The sequence below is a fragment of the Coleofasciculus chthonoplastes PCC 7420 genome (assembly GCF_000155555.1).
Lineage (GTDB): Bacteria > Cyanobacteriota > Cyanobacteriia > Cyanobacteriales > Coleofasciculaceae > Coleofasciculus > Coleofasciculus chthonoplastes_A.
In genome coordinates this window covers 237,108-257,902 of record NZ_DS989852.1, presented here as the reverse complement: position 1 = coordinate 257,902, position 20,795 = coordinate 237,108, and the positions used below count along the sequence as shown (strand labels likewise).

17 protein-coding genes and 2 pseudogenes are annotated in these 20,795 nt (G+C 45.3%); 11 read left to right on the top strand and 8 right to left on the bottom strand.

All coding sequences use genetic code 11. The features are described from left to right. Positions 1 to 23 precede the first annotated feature (23 nt). Positions 24 to 158 (top strand): hypothetical protein, encoded by a 135-nt coding sequence (locus MC7420_RS43395; RefSeq protein ID WP_006102102.1) that lies wholly within the window; start codon positions 24 to 26, stop codon positions 156 to 158. Positions 159 to 281: 123 nt separating this feature from the next. Here the strand turns inward: MC7420_RS43395 and MC7420_RS18120 are convergent, their stop codons facing one another. Together MC7420_RS18120 and MC7420_RS18115 are read right to left on the bottom strand one after the other, a co-directional pair. Further along, positions 282 to 854, bottom strand: coding sequence for a hypothetical protein (locus tag MC7420_RS18120; RefSeq protein WP_006102018.1), 573 nt, complete (start codon positions 852 to 854; stop codon positions 282 to 284). A 280-nt stretch (positions 855 to 1,134) separates the two neighbouring features. Continuing rightward, positions 1,135 to 1,890 carry a gamma-glutamyl-gamma-aminobutyrate hydrolase family protein gene (locus MC7420_RS18115; RefSeq protein WP_198016486.1) on the bottom strand — a complete coding sequence of 252 codons (756 nt, stop codon included), beginning with the start codon at positions 1,888 to 1,890 and terminating at the stop codon, positions 1,135 to 1,137. 124 nt (positions 1,891 to 2,014) lie between these two features. On the opposite strand from MC7420_RS18115, the pseudogene MC7420_RS44105 reads away from it, so the two are divergent. From MC7420_RS44105 to MC7420_RS18105, 3 genes and pseudogenes are all read left to right on the top strand, one after another. Then, a pseudogene (locus tag MC7420_RS44105) lies at positions 2,015 to 2,155 on the top strand (ACT domain-containing protein); the annotation flags it as partial. 110 nt (positions 2,156 to 2,265) lie between these two features. Then, positions 2,266 to 2,385: pseudogene (locus MC7420_RS39935) on the top strand (formyltetrahydrofolate deformylase); the annotation flags it as partial. A 185-nt stretch (positions 2,386 to 2,570) separates the two neighbouring features. Further along, complete coding sequence (locus MC7420_RS18105; protein WP_198016485.1) at positions 2,571 to 3,101, top strand: DUF4388 domain-containing protein; 531 nt, start codon at positions 2,571 to 2,573, stop codon at positions 3,099 to 3,101. Positions 3,102 to 3,236: 135 nt separating this feature from the next. Here the strand turns inward: MC7420_RS18105 and MC7420_RS35400 are convergent, their stop codons facing one another. Next, positions 3,237 to 7,019 carry a HEAT repeat domain-containing protein gene (locus MC7420_RS35400; protein WP_006101899.1) on the bottom strand — a complete coding sequence of 1,261 codons (3,783 nt, stop codon included), beginning with the start codon at positions 7,017 to 7,019 and terminating at the stop codon, positions 3,237 to 3,239. Positions 7,020 to 7,248: 229 nt separating this feature from the next. On the opposite strand from MC7420_RS35400, the gene MC7420_RS18090 reads away from it, so the two are divergent. After that, positions 7,249 to 8,184 (top strand): NAD-dependent epimerase/dehydratase family protein, encoded by a 936-nt coding sequence (locus MC7420_RS18090; RefSeq protein WP_006101901.1) that lies wholly within the window; start codon positions 7,249 to 7,251, stop codon positions 8,182 to 8,184. Here the strand turns inward: MC7420_RS18090 and pgsA are convergent. Continuing rightward, entirely contained in the window at positions 8,130 to 8,687 is a 558-nt protein-coding gene (pgsA, locus tag MC7420_RS18085; protein ID WP_044207931.1) for a CDP-diacylglycerol--glycerol-3-phosphate 3-phosphatidyltransferase, read from the bottom strand. The two genes, MC7420_RS18090 and pgsA, sit on opposite strands and share 55 nt — an antisense overlap. Positions 8,688 to 8,728: 41 nt before the next feature. Here pgsA and MC7420_RS18080 point away from each other — a divergent pair, with 41 nt between their 5' ends. Beyond that, positions 8,729 to 8,938, top strand: a complete 210-nt coding sequence (locus MC7420_RS18080; protein WP_044207928.1) for a hypothetical protein — start codon at positions 8,729 to 8,731, stop codon at positions 8,936 to 8,938. 114 nt (positions 8,939 to 9,052) lie between these two features. Here the strand turns inward: MC7420_RS18080 and MC7420_RS18075 are convergent, their stop codons facing one another. The 3 genes from MC7420_RS18075 to MC7420_RS18060 all read right to left on the bottom strand — a co-directional run bounded on the left by MC7420_RS18075 (position 9,053) and on the right by MC7420_RS18060 (position 14,712). Beyond that, positions 9,053 to 9,709, bottom strand: coding sequence for a sugar transferase (locus tag MC7420_RS18075; RefSeq protein WP_006102100.1), 657 nt, complete (start codon positions 9,707 to 9,709; stop codon positions 9,053 to 9,055). Positions 9,710 to 10,215: 506 nt separating this feature from the next. Beyond that, entirely contained in the window at positions 10,216 to 11,946 is a 1,731-nt protein-coding gene (locus MC7420_RS18070) for a hypothetical protein (RefSeq protein ID WP_006101935.1), read from the bottom strand. Positions 11,947 to 12,369: 423 nt separating this feature from the next. After that, a complete protein-coding gene (locus MC7420_RS18060; protein ID WP_006102052.1) occupies positions 12,370 to 14,712 on the bottom strand; it encodes a hypothetical protein in 2,343 nt (780 codons plus the stop codon). A gap of 456 nt (positions 14,713 to 15,168) precedes the next feature. On the opposite strand from MC7420_RS18060, the gene MC7420_RS18055 reads away from it, so the two are divergent. The 5 genes from MC7420_RS18055 (at position 15,169) to cobT (ending at position 19,956) form a co-directional block, all read left to right on the top strand. After that, positions 15,169 to 15,876: a Crp/Fnr family transcriptional regulator gene (locus MC7420_RS18055; RefSeq protein ID WP_044208048.1), complete on the top strand. Its 708-nt coding sequence runs from the start codon at positions 15,169 to 15,171 to the stop codon at positions 15,874 to 15,876. A gap of 134 nt (positions 15,877 to 16,010) precedes the next feature. Then, positions 16,011 to 16,844, top strand: coding sequence for a DUF2232 domain-containing protein (locus MC7420_RS18050; RefSeq protein WP_006101900.1), 834 nt, complete (start codon positions 16,011 to 16,013; stop codon positions 16,842 to 16,844). A gap of 213 nt (positions 16,845 to 17,057) precedes the next feature. Then, positions 17,058 to 17,519 carry a DUF4278 domain-containing protein gene (locus tag MC7420_RS18045; RefSeq protein ID WP_006101948.1) on the top strand — a complete coding sequence of 154 codons (462 nt, stop codon included), beginning with the start codon at positions 17,058 to 17,060 and terminating at the stop codon, positions 17,517 to 17,519. Between the two features lie 206 nt (positions 17,520 to 17,725). Then, on the top strand, positions 17,726 to 18,688 hold the full coding sequence (gene cysK / locus MC7420_RS18040) for a cysteine synthase A (protein WP_006102011.1): 963 nt from the start codon (positions 17,726 to 17,728) through the stop codon (positions 18,686 to 18,688). Between the two features lie 41 nt (positions 18,689 to 18,729). Further along, positions 18,730 to 19,956, top strand: coding sequence for a nicotinate mononucleotide-dependent phosphoribosyltransferase CobT (gene cobT, locus MC7420_RS18035; protein WP_006102008.1), 1,227 nt, complete (start codon positions 18,730 to 18,732; stop codon positions 19,954 to 19,956). Between the two features lie 17 nt (positions 19,957 to 19,973). Here the strand turns inward: cobT and MC7420_RS18030 are convergent, their stop codons facing one another. Next, a complete protein-coding gene (locus MC7420_RS18030) occupies positions 19,974 to 20,393 on the bottom strand; it encodes a hypothetical protein (RefSeq protein ID WP_006102039.1) in 420 nt (139 codons plus the stop codon). Positions 20,394 to 20,795: the final 402 nt, after the last annotated feature.

Genomic DNA, 20,795 nt, shown 5'->3' with positions numbered 1-20,795 from the left:
CTCACCCAATTATATATCTGACAATGAATTTACCGCGTAAGGGGGACAAGGAGATGGGGAAGATGGGGAGATGGGGAAGATGGGGAGATGGGGAAGCTGGGGGAGCTGGGGAAGATGGGGAAGATGGGGGAGAAAAATTCAATCTTGAACGTCAATAATAGCAAAATCCTTGTAGTGCGTTTAGCGAAGCCATGCCGCAGGCTTTGCATCTTGCTCGCTACATGGAGCATCTTGTTCGCTATGAATACCCAATTTAGATGCATGACAGCTTATCCGAACAATCAGGTATCGACTACCGTTTTACTAATTGGTTGACCTGTCCAAACGATAACCGATAAAAGTTGGCTGCGGGGTTCAGCCTTAAATCCCCCAACCACGGGTTTAATTTCCAGGAAAAAAATTTCCCAGCAGGCGGGTTCCATAACCCACTGTACCGGGGTGTTTGGCAAATGTGTGCCGAATCGTTGGACTGATGATCCGTAAATCGGGCGAATCGTTGAAGGACAAAACAATATATCAATAACGTTAGGGTTGAACCCATATTTACCCGCAAAATAGGTAACATCTTCCCATTGATAAATTAACTTGTCGTTAGCTCCTAAATAGTCATCATTTTCTGAACAATTTGCTCCAAGTAACCAAACTAATCTAGAGCATATCACTTCTACACGCAGGCGATCGCTCCTAAGTAGGTTAACTTCTTCAGGCAGCAAGATGGCGTCAGATTTAGGCGACCAAATCTGGACGGAGGTATTGCCATCAATTGACACCTCTCTCAAGGTGAGATGGGGTGGATATCCGGCAGGATAAGCAGGCGCGATCGCCAGTTCCTCCGGAATGAATCGATTAATCATATTAACTACTGCAATGTCTGCCACTCAATCGAAGAGTGCTATACCTTGCAGTTTCGTATATTTAGGCATGAAATTAGGATAATTTATGCATTTTTAGAATGAAATCAATTCTTTTTCTGCATAAATTATCCTAAAATTGGCAATTATAGCAGTAGACACATCGATTAGGACTTTCGGCACCATTGTAGAGACGCGCCATGGCGCGTCTGGAACATAAATGATGTGTCCTAACCGCTATGGCGGTTGCTATATCTCAAAAACCGTCACGGTTTAGGTAAGTTTATCCACATCCCCAGCCTGTCGTCTGCAAATGAAAACTATTCGGGTTTAATGCGTCTTGATCAAAGCTTGCGGCTTGAATCAATGCTTGGAAAATGGAAAAATGTCTGGAATCTGGGAGGGAGAGTTCCGGATGCCATTGCAGCGCGATCGCAAAAGGATGCTGTTTGTGTTCTAATGCTTCAATTAAGCCATCTTCGGCTTTGGCGACAATCTGCCAACCATAAGGTATTGTACGCACGGTTTGATGATGCCAAGAGACAACAGTAAGTTCCTCCTTTCCCATAATTCCAGACAGTTGGCTATCGGCATAAATCCGCACCGTATGCTGACTCGGTTTAAGCATTTCCTCGCGATGCAGGATAGCTTCCCCAAATTCCTCTGGCAGATGGGGGACTAAATCTCCCCCACTAGCTACCATCAGCACTTCTAAGCCGCGACAAATCCCTAAAACAGGCTTGTGTTTCGCCAATGCTAGTTTTGCGAGTGCCAATTCAGCCTGATCTCGTTCCGGATCAGTGCCATAAATTGTCGGATGAGGGGAACCATTGTAGAAATCGGGATCAATATCACCCCCACCTGTAAAAATTAACCCATCCACCTGGTTCAGCAAAACGGCAGGATCAGATTGAACAGGCGGAAGCAAAATGGGTATCCCTCCGGCAGACTGGACTGCCTGAGTATAACCCGCCGGGGAATAAAAATTTCCCGTTGGCTTATAGTTATAGGTGGTAATTCCAATGATTGGCGGTGTCATCGGCTTTAGATTCATCAAGGAAAGCGTCGATAAGGGTTTTCTGATTTAGCTTATACAATTTTTACGGAATAAATTGATAGAATCACTGCATTCTCAGCGATGAATTTCAGCTACAGGGAAAAAAATGAGCAAGGGAAAGCATCAACCCCAAACGGCTACGCTGTTAATCTCCTGTCCTGATCAACCGGGATTAGTTGCCAAGTTTGCCAATTTTATTTATGCTAACGGCGGTAACATCATTCATGCAGACCAGCACACAGACTTTGACAGGGAACATCCCGTTTTGGACAAAGCATTACCTAAAGTAACGCAATGGCAAGGGTTTCAGCCCCATTTAAAGAGCCAACGTGCCAAATTGGGATGCTCCCCTTTGACACCGGGCTATTTCTCACCCGCATTGAGTGGCAGCTAGACAATTTTAACCTACCACGGGAGTTGATTGACCCAGCATTTGCGGCAATTGCCCAACCCCTAGAGGCAAAATGGCAGCTTCATTTATTCACTTTGGCAGATGCAGATGTTTTCTATTCCTAAAGTCTAATGGCAAATAGATTGAGATAAATTAATATGAACGGTAATTGATTGAAACAGTAATCACTGATTATTGCTAAATTGATTTTTTTAACAGTATGCTGGTATCAATTAATGAGTCTTGTGTAATTCTTTATCGGTTTAATTCAATGAGTATTAATGGCGATTTAACGGATTTTTTTTTGGATGAAATCATTAAATATTTACAGATAAGCCATAAAACAGGCTTACTAATGTTGGTATACAAAACCAATCATTTTTTTTGGCTAAATAAAGGGTGTTTAGTCGCGGCGAGTCACCGCACTGATGGATTAGGATTGTACTCTCTAATTCTAGAAGTTTCTTTAGTTAAAGAAACTTCTCTTAAACGAGTCATAGATAGTGCATACAATAATTCTTTGCCATTAGGAATTTTTCTGCATGAAAATGGTTTTTTGTCGGTAAAAACATTAAAGATGTTGTTTGAGGTTCAGGTAATCCGAGAGTTACATATAATTGAGCATGAGGCGAAAATTGGCTTCAGCTTCGACCAATGTGCAACAATTCCAAATATGGAGTTAACCGGATTAAAATTGCCATTGGATTATCTACTTTGTCCTAATTTATATTGGACAGAATCTACACAGAATGATGTCTCAAGACAGCCACAAAAAAAAATCATAGCGATGGCTTATGATTAAAAGTTACCTATCCAGAGCCAGTTCAGCAAAATGTTCTGTTCTCGGTGAGAGTATTGTGTAATGGCTTAATATCATGTCAAGTTGAGGTAGAAATAAGGTAGAGTGCTGCCTTTTTAGAGTAGACGGGTAAACGGATCAGGATTCAGCCTCCATCCAGCCTTTAATGGTTTCAATGGGAATATTGACGGCAGGAAATAGTGACTTTAATGCCTCAATACCACCTGCTTTTAACGCACTTTGTAGTCGCTGCTTAAAGGTTGGATTGCGTTTTATTTCTTGGTTAATGGCTTCGATAACAACACTTTGTCTTTCAGATTCAGTTAAGGTTGGGTTAGAGTTTTTCAGTTGTGCTAATAATTGCTGAATCTCGGCGGCGGCTTCAGTAAGTGTTTGTCTTTGTTCGGCGGGGTAGTTGTTTTGACTACCAATATTATCGCCGACGATATTTCCAGTAACAGTCCCCGTGATGCCGTTAAAAGTAGCACCTTTGAAATTATTGGTAGGGTTGTTTGACATAGTTTTGAGGATTTGAATGATTGTTTCTAGACTATCTATCAAGGGATCACCAGACTGATCCGGAACCGATAGTGGAGATTCAGCTACAGATTGGTTGTAAAATTGATAACGGTCTTGAATAGCGTATATTACATCAAGTATATCAGGCGTGCGATCGCAGGTTGTTTTTGCTAACATTTTAGACAAATCAGGTAATAGTTCCGATCCGCCGATTTCTTGTAATACCTTAGCCGCATCCCAACGAATAAATTTATTGTCATTCAATAAGGCTTGCCGTAACGCCTTAATTGCCTCTGTCGTGCCGATTTTACCCAAGGCTTCAGCCACGATGCTAGATACAGAAACAGATTGATCCTGCCAAACATCAACTAAAGCAGAAACAGCTTCCGGTGCGCCAATGATTCCTAATGCCTCAGCCACTCTACAACGAACAAAAGACTCTTCATCGTGTAACGCCTGAATTAATGCGGTAACAGCCTCTGAATCAGCAATAGTTTCTAAGGCTTTAGCCGCACGGGAACGAACAGAACTCTCTTTATCTTGTAAGGCTTCAATTAATTCTGGAATAGCGGATTTACAGCCAATATTCCCCAATACATTAACAACAGAACAGCGTACAGAATGCTTGGGATGAGATAAGGCTTCGATAAGAATCTTAATCGTTTCTTCAGAACCAATAGTTCCTAACGCTTCAGCCGCATATTCATGGATACAATAATTATCGCTAAATAACGCCTGTTTCAATACCGCGATCGCGTCTGATGTACCAATCTCTTTTAATACCTCAGTAATCCTCTGGGATAGACATCCTGCTAAGTCGCGATCGCGCAATGCATCACTCAGGGCTGGAATCGTTGCGGCTGTACCAATATCCACTAATCCTTCAAGCGCCCGCATAGGAATTGAGTCGTTTGGATGGAACAAGGCTTGATGTAATCCAGGAATTGTGGCTTCAGTACCTATACTTAATAAGCTATTAACGGCTTGATACGCGATCTCATCATCAAAATTTGCTAAAATCTGACATAGCACTGGAATAACTGCTTCATTCGACTTTTTTACTAAGGCTAAAGCAGCACGAAAACGAACTGATTCTTGTTCATGTTCTAATGCTTGTGTCAGTACCTCAATTGCGAGTTTCGTATCAATTTTAGCTAATGCATACACTGCATTATAACTCAAATCACTTTCACCATATAACAAAGCTTTCTGGAGTAAATTAATGGCAGATTCTGTACCAATCTTTGCCAAAGCTTCGACGGCACACCAATGAATCGAGCTATCCTGACTGAACAAAACTTCACCTAATAGTTCAATTGCCGATTCAGTGCCACTATCTCCTAATAATTCGACCACATATTGACTACAATATTTATCGAAAGCCAGTTGACGCAATTGTGCAATCGCTTTCTCTGTACCAATTGTTCCCAAAACCTTGACTACAGTCCAACGAATCCCTTTATCTTGAGCAGTTAACGCTGGTTCCAGTGCATCAATAACCGATTCTGAGCCAATTTTACCCAACCCATTAACGGCACTCCACCGGATATAATACTCTTCACTAGATAAGTTATGAATTAGCGCTTCAATTGCCCATTCTGATCGGGTTATTCCCAACAAATGTGTTTTTAGCGCTTCCGTAACAGTTAATTGAGCCACTAAACCCACAGTCTTTTCTTGAAATTCGGGTTTAACTGCCCCAGCGAATCTTGCACCTAACCGCAAATCGACCTCTAGCGCTAATCTAACCATACGCACCGCCTGCGCTTTATTGTCAACTAATGCCAACATTAACGCCAACGGTTCTGTCCATTTCAAATAATTTAAATAGTCTTGTTTTAATTGATTATCATTGAGTTCGAGAATCTTTTGCCACGATAGCAGATACTCAGCCGCATAGTATTCTTGAATCAGTTGATGAGAAAATTCTACGTTCGTAGTAGGCACTTTAGTGCCAGAAGCGCTAAAGCGCTCATTACTAACAAGGTTTGTAGTAGGCACTTCAGTGCCAGAAGCGCTAAAGCGCTCACTACTAACAAGGTTTGTAGTAGGCACTTCAGTGCCAGAAGCGCTAAAGCGCTCACTACTAACAAGGTTTGTAGTAGGCACTTCAGTGCCAGAAGCGCTAAAGCGCTCACTACTAACAAGGTTTGTAGTAGGCACTTCAGTGCCAGAAGCGCTAAAGCGCTCACTACTAACAAGGTTTGTAGTAGGCACTTCAGTGCCAGAAGCGCTAAAGCGCTCACTACTAACAAGGTTTGTAGTAGGCACTTTAGTGCCAGAAGCGCTAAAGCGCTGACTACGAACAATTAAATGGTGTTTGAGTAAGTCGTCTAAGCAACGGATTGCCAAATCATCTGGATAATTCACCTTCCCTTGTAAAAATTCAGTAAAAATACTCTTAACCTTTCGATGAGAAATATTTAACTTAAAATCGGTCGAATTGTCTTCCTGCATCATTTCAAATGCTAGCTTTTCTAGCAAGCGAGACCACCAGCGCCGAGACTCATCGCTAATCGGAGCATCTTCTTTATAACCGCGTTCATATAACTGTGTAAACTGACGCAATGTTTCGGCTAGGCTAGAGGGAATATGCCCGGTTTTCTGAACGAGGAAAGACAGCATTTCCATTACAAACGGCGTCTGACCCAATTCTCGCCAGTGATTGGATAACTGTTGTAATGGTTGTTTATTTTGCCCTATCATAGAATAGTGAATAAATTGTTTTATTTGTAACGGATTCAGGGGTTCGATTTCTAAGTGATCACGAATACCTAAGTCCCAGCCTTCGCCCAAATTACGGGTTGTAAAAATCATAGGTAGATGCGAATACTTCTGGCGAAATGCTTTTAAATCTCGTCGGGCTGAGTTGCTAGGCAACTCATTTAACCCATCTAACAGCAGAAATAATCGCCGATTACGTAGCAGATTTTTGATATCCGAAATTTCCAGTAGCAACTCGTGGATTTCTAAGAAATCTTGAATCAGATATAATACCCCTGAATGATGAGTTTCTGATGGTTTAAACTGTCGTAACTGTACCAATACAGGAATCGGATTCTGGGGGTGAGAAAGGGCTTGTTTGGCTTGTTCTACCAAAAACTGAATTAATGCCGTCGATTTCCCTGAACCGGGCTGCCCAACTAACAGGACATGGTTTGCCGCATATTGACGTAATCCGGTTAAAATGGGCAACGTCTCTGGTGTTTCGTTTCCTTCCTGTGGCGGCGGTTTGAGGCGCTGTACCGTTAAATTAAACTGAAAGGGCGATCGCGGGTTTCCTGATGCATCCTGTTGCTCGTATATCGTATCCGTCAGTTTGTCAAGCTTCCACCACTGTTTATAGAGATCGCAAATCGATCGCAGGTAGTCAGTAAACTCGATAGAGTAGTCTTGAACCATGGCAATGCGGTAATCTAGGCAATGCGATCGCTCTTCAACAGACAGAGGCGATCAGATTACTAATTCTCTGGTGGTGGTTTGGATCAGGACTTTTGAGGTGACGGACTCTGGATGAAGGATGACAAATCTGTAACCAAGGACAGATGACAAACAACGAATGATATAAGACATAAGACGAATGACAAATACCTGTAAAATTTCCATACGGGATTAGACAGAAAGGATAATCATGCGAATTTTAATCATGGGTGGTACTCGCTTCATCGGAGTCTACTTAACCAAAATCTTGGTTGAACAAGGACATGAGGTGGTACTGTTCAACCGAGGCAATAAACCAGCGCCTGTCGAAGGGGTACAACAGATTCATGGCGATCGCAAAGACGCGACTCAACTCAAGGAAAAGCTGTCGGGAGAAGCGTTTGATGCCATTTTTGATAATAATGGGCGGGAACTCAGTGACACCCAACCCCTAGTTGAGATATTTAAAGACAAAGTACAGCATTTTGTCTATATGAGTTCGGCGGGAGTCTATTTACAATCTGACCAAATGCCCCATGTTGAAGGTGATCCCGTTGATCCGAAAAGCCGTCACAAAGGTAAACATGAGACGGAAGCTTACCTACAAGCCCAAGGAATTCCCTTTACCGCGATTCGCCCAACCTATATCTATGGACCTCAAAACTACAACGACTTAGAAGCCTGGTTCTTTGACCGTATCGTTCGCGATCGCCCGCTCCTAATTCCCAGTAGTGGTCTATATATCACACAACTGGGACATTGTAAAGATTTAGCCCGTGCCATGTCTCTGGTACTAGGGAACCAGCAAGCGATTGGACAAGTTTATAATGTATCCGGCGATCGTTATGTCACCTTTGACGGCTTGGCAAACGCCTGTATTGTCGCGGCGGGTAAATCTCCAGAGGATTTTGACCTCTTACATTACAACCCCAAAAAGTTTGATTTTGGCAAGCGCAAAGCGTTCCCCCTGCGAACCCAACACTTTTTTGCTGATGTCCAGAAAGCCAAGACTCAACTCAAATGGGAACCGGAATATGACTTGATATCGGGACTTAAGGACTCATTCCAAAATGATTACCTAGCATCTGGACGTCATGAAGCGGAGGTGGATTTCTCCTTAGATGACCAAATATTAGCCGCGAGTTGAGGTAAAAGGTAAATTCCGCCAGAAATTAGGGTGAGGACAACCGATAACCAAAATAGGACAAGGGATGGCATCTCCCACACCTGCGGAAGTGGTGCAATTAATAGGGCAACTGCTGTAATTTGAGTTACGGTTTTGAGTTTGCCCCAAATATTTGCGCCACTAATTTCCTGGGTCAAATTGGGGTTCACTCGCCAACCCGCGATCGCTAATTCCCGCCCTAAAATCAGAAACACGCCCCAAGCGGGAACTTGACCCAATTCGATTAAGGCTAAAAGGGGGGCTAAGACTAATAATTTATCCACTAACGGGTCAAGAAATTTTCCTAAATCCGTAACTTGATCCAGTTTTCGCGCCAGATAGCCGTCTAACCAATCCGTACCTGCGGCGATGAGAAAGATTGCCAGACAAATCCAGCGCGTCTGATCCGTGGGATCATGCAGTCCGTATAGAATAAAGGGCAATCCCAGTAATCGAGAAAATGTAATCCATGTGGGTAGTGTCATCAGATTTATGAATCAGGGCGGGTTTTGTTAAATAGTTATCGGTGAGGCGGGCGGGTTTTGTTCAACAGTTATCGGTGAGGCGGGCGGGTTTTGTTCAACAGTTATCGGTGAGGAGGGCGGGTTTTGTTCAACAGTTATCGGTGAGGCGGGCGGGTTTTGTTCAACAGTTATCGGTGAGGAGGGCGGGTTTTGTTCAACAGTTATCGGTGAGGCGGGCGGGTTTTGTTCAACAGTTATCGGTGAGGAGGTGAATTTAGTCCCTAAACCCGCCCCTACAATTGCTGGATGTTGTTTAAATATTAAGGATTGAAAAATGACAAAGAATTTTTTCGGGTATAGGAAATTAAATTGAGATACACAGTGGCTTAACAGGCTCCTTGCTTCTTCAGGACTACAGCAATAGTTTTCAGGATGAGCTTGAAATCATAGACAAGAGACCACTTGCGCTGATAAGTCAGATCCATTGACACAATATCCTCAAAATCAATCACACTAGAACGACCATTAACTTGCCATTCTCCAGTCATTCCCGGCTTAGTTCTCAATCGTTGCCAATGATGCGGCTTGTAGTGTTGTACTTCATTCAGGGTGGGCGGACGAGTCCCGACTAAGCTCATCTCACCGTTAAGCACGTTCCAAAATTGAGGCAATTCATCCAAGCTGGTGCGCCGTAAAAAACGACCCACACGAGTGATGCGAGGGTCGTTGGTATTTTTAAAGATATGACCTTTTGCCTGATTTTGCACCAAATGTTGCTTGCGATCAGCGTCTACCACCATTGAACGAAATTTCAAGATGCGAAAGGGTTTTCCTCGTAAACCACAGCGAAGTTGACGATAGAAGATAGTACCGGGATTGTCAATCTGGATGGCGATCACAATTGGTATGGCAAGAATTGCCGTCAGGATCAAGCCAACCACAGCTCCCAGAATATCAATGAGACGTTTAATTTTGCAGGTTGCCGACCGATGCGGCACAATTAACCCAGCGGAACGTGTGAGAACGAGGGACTCACCCGCCAATGATGTGGAACAGTTTGATGTGGTAAACACAGTGTCAACTCAGTTGTATTACAAGTTGTAATTTGTAAGTTTTTTAGCCGATTATCATACTCTATATTATTGAGATTTTGGCTAAAAAAAATAGTCCGTTGGATACACTTCACGAATTCTTTACAATTCTATAGCGACTGAATGCAGTTTTTATGAAGATATGATGAAGATTATGAATTGGGATTAACAATGATTACGCAATTTGGCAGTTTCTAATCAAAGCTGAAAGCGCGATCTAGGGTCTAAGTAATGACTTGACCTTTGGCATCTATCCTAAGATGTAGATTATATTGCAATAGTGAAGAGTCTGATCTACCCATTGCAAGCAAGCTGAATAAGTATTGGGGTGATGATAGGGAATAGGGAACAGAGAACGGTTGTAGTGCGAGCGTCTCGCTCGCTATTTTGTCAGGGGTTTTATCTCTGTTTCATAAGAAGACGCTATATGCAACGTCTCTAAAGTATGTTGATAGCTTTTATTTATAGAAATGATGAAAATTAATAATTAAAGGCTCATCAAACGTTTGAGATAGACTGGATACAATCAGTTTAAGGTATTGACGTAGACGCTCGTGTTGTTGGAAATTGGCACGATAAAGCCGATCGCCTACGGGTGAAAACAGTTTAGCATCAGCTAGATCCCCATAAGGAAAATCTTGGGGAGAAGCGAGAGAGAACCCCTGTAGGCGATCGCGAGTTGGGATCAATCCTGACGGTAACTCACCGTCCAAAAACCCCAGCAACCGTTCATCACAGGCGACTGTGTTGAGACCTTGACGTTCTAAGCGTTGCTTAATTTCTGCCAGAGTGTAATCCCGAATCTCTGATTCCTTTTCTGTCGGGGGAAACGCCTTAAGCAGTTCTAATAGCAGAAAGTAGTCACTATATTGCTGCTGAAAGCGATTAAAGACATGGGGATACAGGGATAACCTCGCCAGTCCAGTAGCGACCCAAGGCGGGGACGATACAGTATCCTGGATCAGTGCAGCGTTAGGTAGTTTGTCCTGAAGCCACTGCTTCACCCTGTTTGACTTAGCGCTTCCTCCCGTACAGATAGCTTGACTGATCGCCTGTTGGGAAAGTCCTGCTTGAATCAGCAATCGGTTAACCTGTTGGTTGAGTTGCTCAATAAACGGTGTGATAACGGCAGTATTAAAGTCTTTTTGCTGCACCCTCCATCGATAGGCACCCAATTCTAGGGTAAATTCAGTTTTGTGTGGCAAAATCAGCTTCAAATATTCAGCCGCTTTCAGTAGCGCCTGTCCTAACACCGAATGCTGTAACTCGAATAAAGCGCGATCGCGTCGTTTGGGGTCAGGTTGACCGGGTAAGGGGGGTTCTAAATCCTGGCTAAGATTCAGTTGTGCTAATTGCGCCTCAGACATCTGCGGGTAGAGTAACTGCCATATAATATCTTGATCAATAGCCTGACCTGCGTAAGACCAACTTTGAAGTTTAAAATCGGCGTAGGTTAATTGGCGGGGATTGTAAGGCAAATCCACTAATGCCAATTCCGTGGTGGTTGCGCCACTATCGATCACCAGAGTCCAGCCACGTCCAAGTGGGGTAGATTCAGGCGTTAAGGGGGGAGAGGCGGGTTCAGGCGTGGGAAAAGCGGCTAAGAGGGACGCGATCGCATCTTCTAAGAAGACAATTTGTTGAGAGTCCTTGACTAACTTGGCAGCTAATACAGCTTCCCGAACATTAATCTGGTAGGTATCGCCCCAATCGGCTGGATAACTGACAATGACACCTGCGAGTTGTGCCAAAGCGTCTGCCAGTAATTCGGATTCTAGACCCATCGCCCCTACCTGCAATGACACCTTGGTGCGAACCGTCTCTGGGGTTAAAGTGGCTAACATTGCCTGTAAGGATCGTCGCACCCAATAGAGAGGAACCTGTCCATCGGGTAACGCTAACATTGGTTCCCACTGACGACGTTCTGGGGAATAGTAAGGAATTGCCAACGGTAAATAGGGTTTAACCGTGGACACCGTTATTCCTGGTGCTTTTACCACGATAGGACTCGTGGAGGTTTGTGTCGGTAAGCGAAATACGCGATCGCCTGAATCATGATTGGTGGTTGACGATTCCTGTTGCCAATATAAAGGGTAGTGCTGACCTGTGTTTTTGTTCAACACCACAGCCGACAGCCCCGTGGTGCCGAAATCAATTCCTAAGTACCAGAGAGGATTATTGGTATCCACTAGCCAATTTGATGATCAAGTCACATTACCTACCTGTAGGGGCACGGCAGTGTCCACCCGTGTCAACTACAGGCGAGAAAACCAATGCTGGCAAGATTTTAAGCTGTGTCTATCTACTTCTCGACATTTCCCCCTCATCCCCTAACCCCAACTCCGGACCCCCCTCGTTCCCCCCGACCCCCCTCGTTCCCCCCTACAAGAGGGGGGAGGACAGAGGATGCTTCGCTTTTTTGGCAGGGGGGATGACAGAGGATACTTCGTTTTTGTTGCACGGGAGAAGGGGAACCGGATCTCTTGCTCCCCTCTTGCTCCCCTCTCCCAAGCTTGGGAGAGGGGCTGGGGGTGAGGGCTGGCGTGGGAGAGGGGCTGGGGACGAGGGGTTGAGCTTAAGTTGACACGAATGGTCACAGAAGCGCCCCGACTCTAATCCCTGTTTTGTTCGCCATCCTCTAAAGACGTTTCTTGAGGTTGGCTCACGGACTGTTGATCCGGAGTCACGGAGTCTTCCAAGACATATTCTTTTACCACATTGTCTTGCTCTAAGTCAATCGATTCCTCAGACAAATCATCATAAACATCGTCCAACTCTGGGGATGGTGGTGGCGTCGTTTTCTCCGAGTCACTCACCAAGGGATCAGGTTCGCGAGAGTCTCGGTCAGTTGGAGAAGTCTGTTGCCAATCTGGGAAGGTAACATCCTCTTGGGATAGGTCATGGAGGGCAAATTCTTCCCAATCTTCTGCCAACAACTCCTCTGACATGGGCAATGACTGGATTGAGTCTAAATCGAAATTTGGCGGTGAGACGGTGCGATCGCGAGACGGGGACGGCTGAGGGACAATATTCAGATGGTCTTCTGCTTCAAAGCTGTGTAGGTCTTCACTAAGCTGCTGGAGGGTACTTTGGTCTAGCCTAATCTCTTGACCGGAAAACTGTTGCGATTCATCCCTGACTAGCAAATCTTCATCGGGTGAGGCGGGAATATAGTGATCCTCAACTGAGGTAACGGGGGAATCAGTTTCTCCAGGGTGTTCCAAAAACCATTCTTCCTCACGAGTCGCCCCTATGGATGGGATATCGGCTACGGCGGGGGAGTAACTTAACCCCATTTCATCGAGTAAATCGGTTAGGGCGGTAATTGTTTTAACGTCTTGAGACTCGCCGAACCTTTCCTGGTGAGGATAAGTGGCGGGTTCTGGCGTGGCGACTATCTCTGACTCAATCGGGACGTCAGGTGTTGGCGTTTCAAATAATAAGGTTTCCCACGATAGTTGATCCTGATTGATGCCTTCAATCCAGGGTTCGGATACACTCGTTTCATCAGCCGGATCAGTGAATCCGTCAAATAGATAATCAGCAATCTCCACCGATTCAGTCTCACCGAAAGCCTGATCCGGGGATCGCTCATCTTGCCCTTCCGTTGTAGTGATTGATGTCGCTGAGGTATTCGTATCTGTTACTTCGGCGGTATTGGCTGGAGGAGGAGTATTAGAGTCGGGGACAGCGTCTGTGCCAAATAGGGTATTATACAACTCATCAATTTCATGGTGGCGGTTCTCGACTTCAGTTTGATCGGCAACCTCGGGTTCTACGGGTTGCGTGTCATCCGCCTGAGAGATTGGGGATGATGATGGTGTGGACTCCGGGGTACTATCGATGCCTAAGAGGAAATCTAGGTCTTGAAATTCTGAATCCTTGTCTGAGATAGAGGTATCCATATCCCAGCCAATCAAGGCGTCTAGGGGGTTGCCTCCTAAATTTTCTGTATCGAGTTCTTCCGTCCATTGCTGATCGGCAATTTTAGACGGCAGTTGAGCCTGGATTGGTGGGGATGGGGTTAAGGCGTTGGCAGATAGAGTCACATTGAATTCAGGCTGAGACACTGGATCGATGCCCACAAAAATGCCCTCTTGTTTTGACGTCGATGACGTTGAATCAGGTACTGACTGGGATAATTCTGTCACCTCTGACCAAGGTTGAGACGATTGCACCAAGGTTGAGGTTTCTCGTCCCAATAGCTGGGCGAGGCGATTGACCAGGGCTGTAAATAATAGCTCTCCTTGATTGCTCAAGCGATGCATTTTGTCAAGTCCTTGAGACAAAGATTGCTGATACCCATGCAGATCCCGATCAAGTGCATCAAAGAGTGACCGTTGGTTGGCATCGAGATTGAGCAACATGCGATCGCTCTCTCGTTGCAGTTGCCGCAGTTGCTCTAAGCGTTCTTGTGGCAACATTATCCCAGAGGCAGGTTGTCCGGGTGATCCCGATGTTGATGAAGCGTTGAGCAGTTGGGCTTCTAAATTCAGTAAGATTTGAGCCAGTTGCTGGGTCAGGCGTTCGGTTGACTGGTGAATTAAATCCTGAGCAAATTCTGGGAGAGGTTGTTCTTGTCCCCCCCCTTTAGCGGTAACAGTATTTTGCAATTGCTGTTTTTTCTGCTCAAGGTGCTGAATTTCTTGAGTCAAGGACTCTCGCTGTTGACGTAATGCTGACAATTCAGTCTGCAAGGGTTCTGTAACCTGTTGGCGGATACTCTCCATTTCTTGAGCAACCGCCTGCACAATCGGTGTAATGGCTGATTCGGGTGATGGTGACATTGCCATTTCGTCTGACTGCATCGACAGCAGATAGCGACGCACCTGTTCTAGGATTTCGCGATCGCGGGCTAAATCGTTGGGTTTAGACCAAGGGAAACGGGAGCCAAACTTGGCAAGGAGACTGTCAATATCAGCAATCAGCGATTGGATTTTCTTCTGTTTAGTCACGGTGGAACGCCTGACAACTTATGTTCACGCTTCGCAGGAGTTATTGCGATCGCCTGCTTTTATTATGTAGGAACTTGAACGCTTGCCGTTAACCCAGTCTGAAAACGTATTCTGGCTAACCGAGGTCCTCTCAAGTCCTGATTACAGGCATCTAAGTTGTTAAATCTCCCTCAATATGCAGCATAATAGCTGTGTACCAATCTCCGGCTGATTAGTTTGAATTTCCAATAGGATTAGAATTAAAGGCACTTCGAGGGAGTATAGCGCCGTTCATCGATCAGGACATAAGTCCCTTGTATCTGCCATTATGGCTGGTCTGGATGGGGTGATGAGGGGCGATTGTACCACAACGACTCAATTTTGTGTCTGTTGTGGAACAGGAAGGGACTTGCTTAAGTTTTTGAGGATAACAAATCGCCGTACTTGTCCACGGCGTATACAATGTGGTTTGGCTTCATGGATGATCGATACAGCTCACACGAAATGAACTCTAATGTTAATGAGTTGATTCGCACTGCTCCTTTATTTTCTGGCTTACCAGAAGCCAGTGTGAATCAAGCGACTTCTCATGTTGTTACTCGCAGCCACCCCAAGGATCGAGTTATTTTGCTGGAGAATGACTGGGGTGGCTCAGTTTACTTCATTTTGGAGGGCTGGGCAAAAATTCGTACCTATAACCTGGAAGGGAAAGAGGTGACCCTCAACATTTTAGGGAAGGGGGAAATTTTTGGCGAAATGGCGGCGCTGGATGAGGTGCCTCGTTCTACCGATGTGATTACCTTAACGCCCACGACGATTGGCAGTATACCTGCCCAGGATTTTATCCAGCTTATTCATGATGAACCTTTAGCCGGGGTTCGTTTGTCTCAGCTTATGGCGAAGCGCTTGCGCCAAGTTAATCGCCGTCTCCGTCTGAGAGAGTCGGATAGTACCTCGCGAGTGGCAGACACGCTCCTGTTTTTGGCAGAGGGTCAGGGTAAACTTAAACAGCAAGGTACGGAGATTCCCAACTTACCCCATCGCGAGTTAAGCAGTTTGAGTGGATTGGCGCGGGAGACAGTGACGCGAGTTTTGACGAAGCTAGAAAAAAAAGGCTTGATTAAGCGAGAACACGATATTATGTTTATCCCGGATCTGGCGGCATTAGAACGCATTATTGCTTAGAAGTGTTATTTGTCTTATGTCCTTTGTCATTGGTAAGGTTTGAGGCAGATTTAGCTACGTAAGGGGATCAGGCGATCATGTCGAGGTGAAAGGGGCGTTAAAGTGGAGGTTGATCAAGCGTTGATAAAAGCTGAATGAGCGATTCTTTTGAGGATGCCCAAGTGCCTCGCCCTAATCCCGATCAGAATACTGAATCCTCCTCGAAGGACTCAGAAAATGTCAATGACGAATGGGATTTGGTGGAGGAACTAGAGCCAGAGACGGAACCATCAACCAATACTAGACCTGAAAGGCTAATCCCTAATCAGGACAGAAATTCGGCGAGTCAACAATCTCAGGCACAACAGCGACAATTCAATACCACTGTCGTCATGGTGGAAACGGCGTTCCTCGCCAGTACAGCGAGTTTGATTTGGCTAATTAATTATTATTTTCCCCTCGGTCCAGTCTTGAAGATGTTTTTCCCGGTGCCAATCGCCTTGGTGTATATGCGTCGCGGAAATCGAGCCTCTTGGATGGCGGCACTGGTTTCAGGGTTATTGCTGTCGGTGCTACAAGGACCAACCCGCAGTATCCTGTTTTTGATTCCCTACGGTTTGATGGGCGTTCAGTTGGGCGCCTTGTGGAAACGTCAAGCCAATTGGTTATTTTCCATTGGGATTGGTACGCTACTGGGAACTTTGGGATTCTTTTTTCGCTTTTGGCTGCTCTCAATTCTTTTGAGTGAGGATCTGTGGGTTTATGTGATGACTCAAATTACCGAATTAGTGGAATGGGGGTTTGTTAAGCTGGGGTTACTCGCTCAACCCAGTTTAATGTTAATTCAGGTGGTGGCAATTGTGGCAATTGTGATCAATAATGCCATTTATTTATTTGTGGTTCATCTGGTGGCGTTACTCATCTTTGATCGCCTGAAAAATCCTATTCCTCGTCCGCCTCAGTGGGTACAAGTTTTGCTGGATTATTAATTTTTGTAAACACGCCTCAAACCCTTACATAAGAAGAATGACGTAGCTTTCTTCTCAAGGGAGCGAGTATGACGAATGACGCTCCCTACCATCAACTTTAATGAAAGTCCGACTACTTATCTGTCAATATTGCTACAACAGAGTTGGCTCACCTGTTGATACGTTGGTAATTCGCGAAGATAACAGATTACAGTAGGTTACAGGTCACTTGATATGTCTTTATTGTTTATCATTCCCTTGGGGATTTTCCTCGTCACTGCGTATCTTTTTAAACAATTGGCTAATGAAATGGCTTATCTTGCCGCTGCCATTGCTTTAGTTAGCTTAGTTGTAACGTTATGTTTAGCACCCTGGCAAATTCAATTATTGCTGCTAATCTTAGTCATTTTTAGCAATCATAGACGCAGTTCTTCATCGTCTCAGCCCGTCACAGAGTCGTCATTGGCGGATGAGGATAACGTTAAGCTGGTTTATCGAGGCGTTAACTATGACCTAAGCCCTGCCCAGGTTGAGGTAACGGAAGATGAGGTGATCGGAAAATATCGGGGTCAGGCTTTGAGAGTTCACCATTTGGTGAAACCTCCAGCTACGTCAACTCTCTTACCCTTGAAATATCGAGGGGTTAACGTTAGCGATCACCTTCAACCGCAAGGAGGCTCTCGCCATAATCTTTGATTTGGCGGTGAGAGGAATCGTTGTAAAGTTGAGTACTTCCAACCTAGTTTATTCGATTTGGTACAGGGCTACTAAAAGCCTACTCCATAGTCGGTACTCCGACTTGGTGTAGGTAGTTTACACAAAACAGTAACAGGATAAGATAGATTAACTGTGAGGCTCCTGCGGGATTAGCTGAAGTGACGAGTCGTTGATAAGGAGAAACTATGCGGATTGCTCATAATATCACAGAAGTAATTGGTCACACTCCCCTAATTCAGCTCAACCGGATTCCTCAAGCCGAGGGATGTGTAGGACGAATTGTGGTGAAACTGGAGGGAATGAACCCTGCCGCTTCTGTGAAAGATCGCATCGGTATGAGTATGATTCAGGCAGCAGAAGAAGCGGGTCAGATTCATCCTGGAAAAACGGTGTTAGTGGAACCGACATCGGGGAATACAGGTATTGCCCTAGCGATGGTAGCCGCCGCTAAAGGATATCAGCTAATCTTGACGATGCCCGATACGATGAGCATGGAACGGCGATCTATGCTGAAAGCGTATGGAGCCAAACTAGAGCTGACACCCGGAAGCGAGGGAATGAAAGGAGCAATTCGCCGAGCCAACGAAATTACCGAAAGCACTCCTGAAGCCTTTATGCTGCAACAGTTCCAAAATCCAGCCAATCCCAAAATTCATCGAGAGACGACGGCTGAAGAAATTTGGGCAGATACTGAGGGTCAGGTCGATATTCTTATTTCGGGCGTTGGCACTGGTGGTACGATTACTGGTATTGCCGAAGTCCTCAAGCAACGTAAACCCGATTTTACCGCGATCGCCGTTGAACCGACCAGTAGTCCAGTTCTCTCTGGCGGGCAAGCTGGACCCCATAAGATTCAAGGAATTGGTGCTGGCTTCGTCCCTCAAGTTTTGCGTACAGACCTGATTGATGAAGTGGTTCAAGTCAGTGATGAAGATGCCATCGCTTTTGGTCGCCGTTTGGCACGAGAGGAAGGGTTATTATCGGGAATCTCCTCCGGTGCCGCTTTATGTGCCGCGATTCAGGTGGCGAAACGTCCAGAAAATGCGGGTAAGTTAATTGTTATGGTACAGCCCAGTTTTGGCGAACGCTATTTGAGTACACCTTTATTTCGAGAACTGGATCAATCCGAAACACCTGTCCTAGTTTAATGGTTATTGGTCATTTGTCCTTTGTCATTCGTCCTTTGTAATTGATCCGCATCTATACCCAGTTTGTTCAAGGAAATCAATGGTTGCAGCAGTATAGGGGACAACCTCCCCTACTCGCTTGTATTTTAGGATTTACGGCAACAGGGTTGATCCCCGGCATTTCTGCGGCTGGGGCAACTCCAGAGGATCGGAAGTATACTGCGATCGCGGATGCTGAATTCTTAGTTAATGGTTTTACCCCTAGTCCTAAGTATCCTTTACCTCCCTTGGATGCTGGGGCGTCGCCTGTCCTGATTTCTCGTGCTGTCGTCGAGGCTTGTCACCTTCCGGTTTATCTATTCAATGCGGGTTTACCTCAACCGCCAGCCGTCCCAGCTATAGATTTAGGAGGTTTACCCGCTAACTGTTTAACTACCGGAAAAGCCTTGCCCATCAATACTGTAAAACAGCTATTTGAGCAAGGCTTAATTTGGGGTCAAAAGCTGGCAACTCTGACCCCAAGCGGATATGTAATGATTGCTGAATGCGTCGTTGGCGGAACCACAACGGCTTTGAGTGTGCTGACAGGGTTGGGTATTGCCGCCATGGGTAAAGTCAATAGCAGCCATCCTCACTGTAATCATCGCCAAAAAGCAGAAATCGTTCGGATGGGACTACAACAGGCAGACTGGGAAGAGAAACTGGCAGAATTCATTGATCCCTTCGAGTTAGTCGCCGCCGTAGGTGATCCCATGCAAATTACAGCCGCCGGAATGGTGATTGGGGCAAGTCAAAGTGTTGGTGTTTTGTTAGCTGGAGGGACGCAAATGCTAGCAGTTTATGCACTAGCACGGGCGTTGGCGCTTCTTCAAGAAGCAGGGGAAGCTGGGGGAGCTGGGGGAGCTGGGGAAGCAGGGGAAGCTGGGGAAGCAGGGGAAGCTGGGGAAGCAAGGAGAGCAAGGAGAGCAAAAATTAGAGCTTATCGTCGTAGTTTTGATTCCTTACCATGGCAACCTAAGCAGGTGGTTGTCGGTACAACTCGCTGGGTGGCAGATGATCCCACGGGTGATACTGTGGGATTAGCACGAGCTATCGGCAGTGTTCCTCTTTTGGCAACCGACTTAAGTTTTGCCCAGTCAAGTTATCCGCAGCTACGGGCTTACGAACAAGGATATGTCAAGGAAGGTGTCGGTGCGGGAGGATGTGCGATCGCATCTCATCTTTACCAAGGATGGAACACGACTCAATTACTGCAAGCCATTGAAGCACTTCTAGCTCAACACCATTAATTCAAGGAGAACCAGGTTCACGAGTGAATGCGGCGGGCGAGAAGCTGTTCTTCTAAAGCCGCAATGCGATTGTAAGCGGCGGTTAGTTGGGCAGTGAGGCGTTGCACTTGCACATCAGCAGACAGGGAATTCTCTGAATTATGATTTCCGTTGTGATTCGTATGAAATTGAGCAACTTCACCCTTATCCTCGATTAGGATATCTTTATGTTCCATCCCAGAGTCCAGCAGTTGGGGATTCGCATAGACGGGGATGTCATTAACCTTTGCGGTTGATGCCTGTAGCTCAGAGTCTACAGTTGACATCGGTTGGACTTGAGGGAGACACTGGGATACCTTGTTGTTGAGTTGCTCAATACTTTGGTATATGGCATCAACTTTATAATTTAGGGCGTTGATTTGTTGTTGAACTGTATCCATCTGATTACCAATTTCCATAGCGAGTTCTATTTCATGCTAGTCAATTTACACTCAAAAGCTACCTTCCTGCGGATTCATTTAACTATTTGAGACAATTCATATCCCTATATCCTGCTGATTGTTCACAGCGCACAAGTTTCAACCATTAAGTCAACCCTCAAAATGATTTATCTTGGGCTTTAATCACCTTTTTTCCTAGGTTTTCGCTTTGTCTTCCTTACAATGTCGCCGATCTAACTATTTAATATTTTATTTACAATTGTGCCTTCAACTCAGTCCTAACTCTGGATAAGTTCCCAGATTGACTCAACGAGTTACGGAACACTGGTCACTTGTATAGCAGATGGATTCTTTGGCTGTCAGTCTCACAGAACACCAAAATTGTGTTAGTTTGTTGGGAGCAAGCGTATACAACGTAGT

Bases quoted from the DNA above. Each gene is read 5' to 3' on its own strand.
- MC7420_RS43395 (WP_006102102.1), top strand. From the start codon at position 24: ATGAATTTACCGCGTAAGGGGGACAAGGAGATGGGGAAGATGGGGAGA.
- MC7420_RS18120 (WP_006102018.1), bottom strand. From the start codon at position 854: ATGATTAATCGATTCATTCCGGAGGAACTGGCGATCGCGCCTGCTTAT.
- MC7420_RS18115 (WP_198016486.1), bottom strand. From the start codon at position 1,890: ATGACACCGCCAATCATTGGAATTACCACCTATAACTATAAGCCAACG.
- MC7420_RS18105 (WP_198016485.1), top strand. From the start codon at position 2,571: ATGAGTATTAATGGCGATTTAACGGATTTTTTTTTGGATGAAATCATT.
- MC7420_RS35400 (WP_006101899.1), bottom strand. From the start codon at position 7,019: ATGGTTCAAGACTACTCTATCGAGTTTACTGACTACCTGCGATCGATT.
- MC7420_RS18090 (WP_006101901.1), top strand. From the start codon at position 7,249: ATGCGAATTTTAATCATGGGTGGTACTCGCTTCATCGGAGTCTACTTA.
- pgsA (WP_044207931.1), bottom strand. From the start codon at position 8,687: ATGACACTACCCACATGGATTACATTTTCTCGATTACTGGGATTGCCC.
- MC7420_RS18055 (WP_044208048.1), top strand. From the start codon at position 15,169: ATGGATGATCGATACAGCTCACACGAAATGAACTCTAATGTTAATGAG.
- MC7420_RS18050 (WP_006101900.1), top strand. From the start codon at position 16,011: ATGAGCGATTCTTTTGAGGATGCCCAAGTGCCTCGCCCTAATCCCGAT.
- MC7420_RS18045 (WP_006101948.1), top strand. From the start codon at position 17,058: ATGTCTTTATTGTTTATCATTCCCTTGGGGATTTTCCTCGTCACTGCG.
- cysK (WP_006102011.1), top strand. From the start codon at position 17,726: ATGCGGATTGCTCATAATATCACAGAAGTAATTGGTCACACTCCCCTA.
- MC7420_RS18030 (WP_006102039.1), bottom strand. From the start codon at position 20,393: ATGGAAATTGGTAATCAGATGGATACAGTTCAACAACAAATCAACGCC.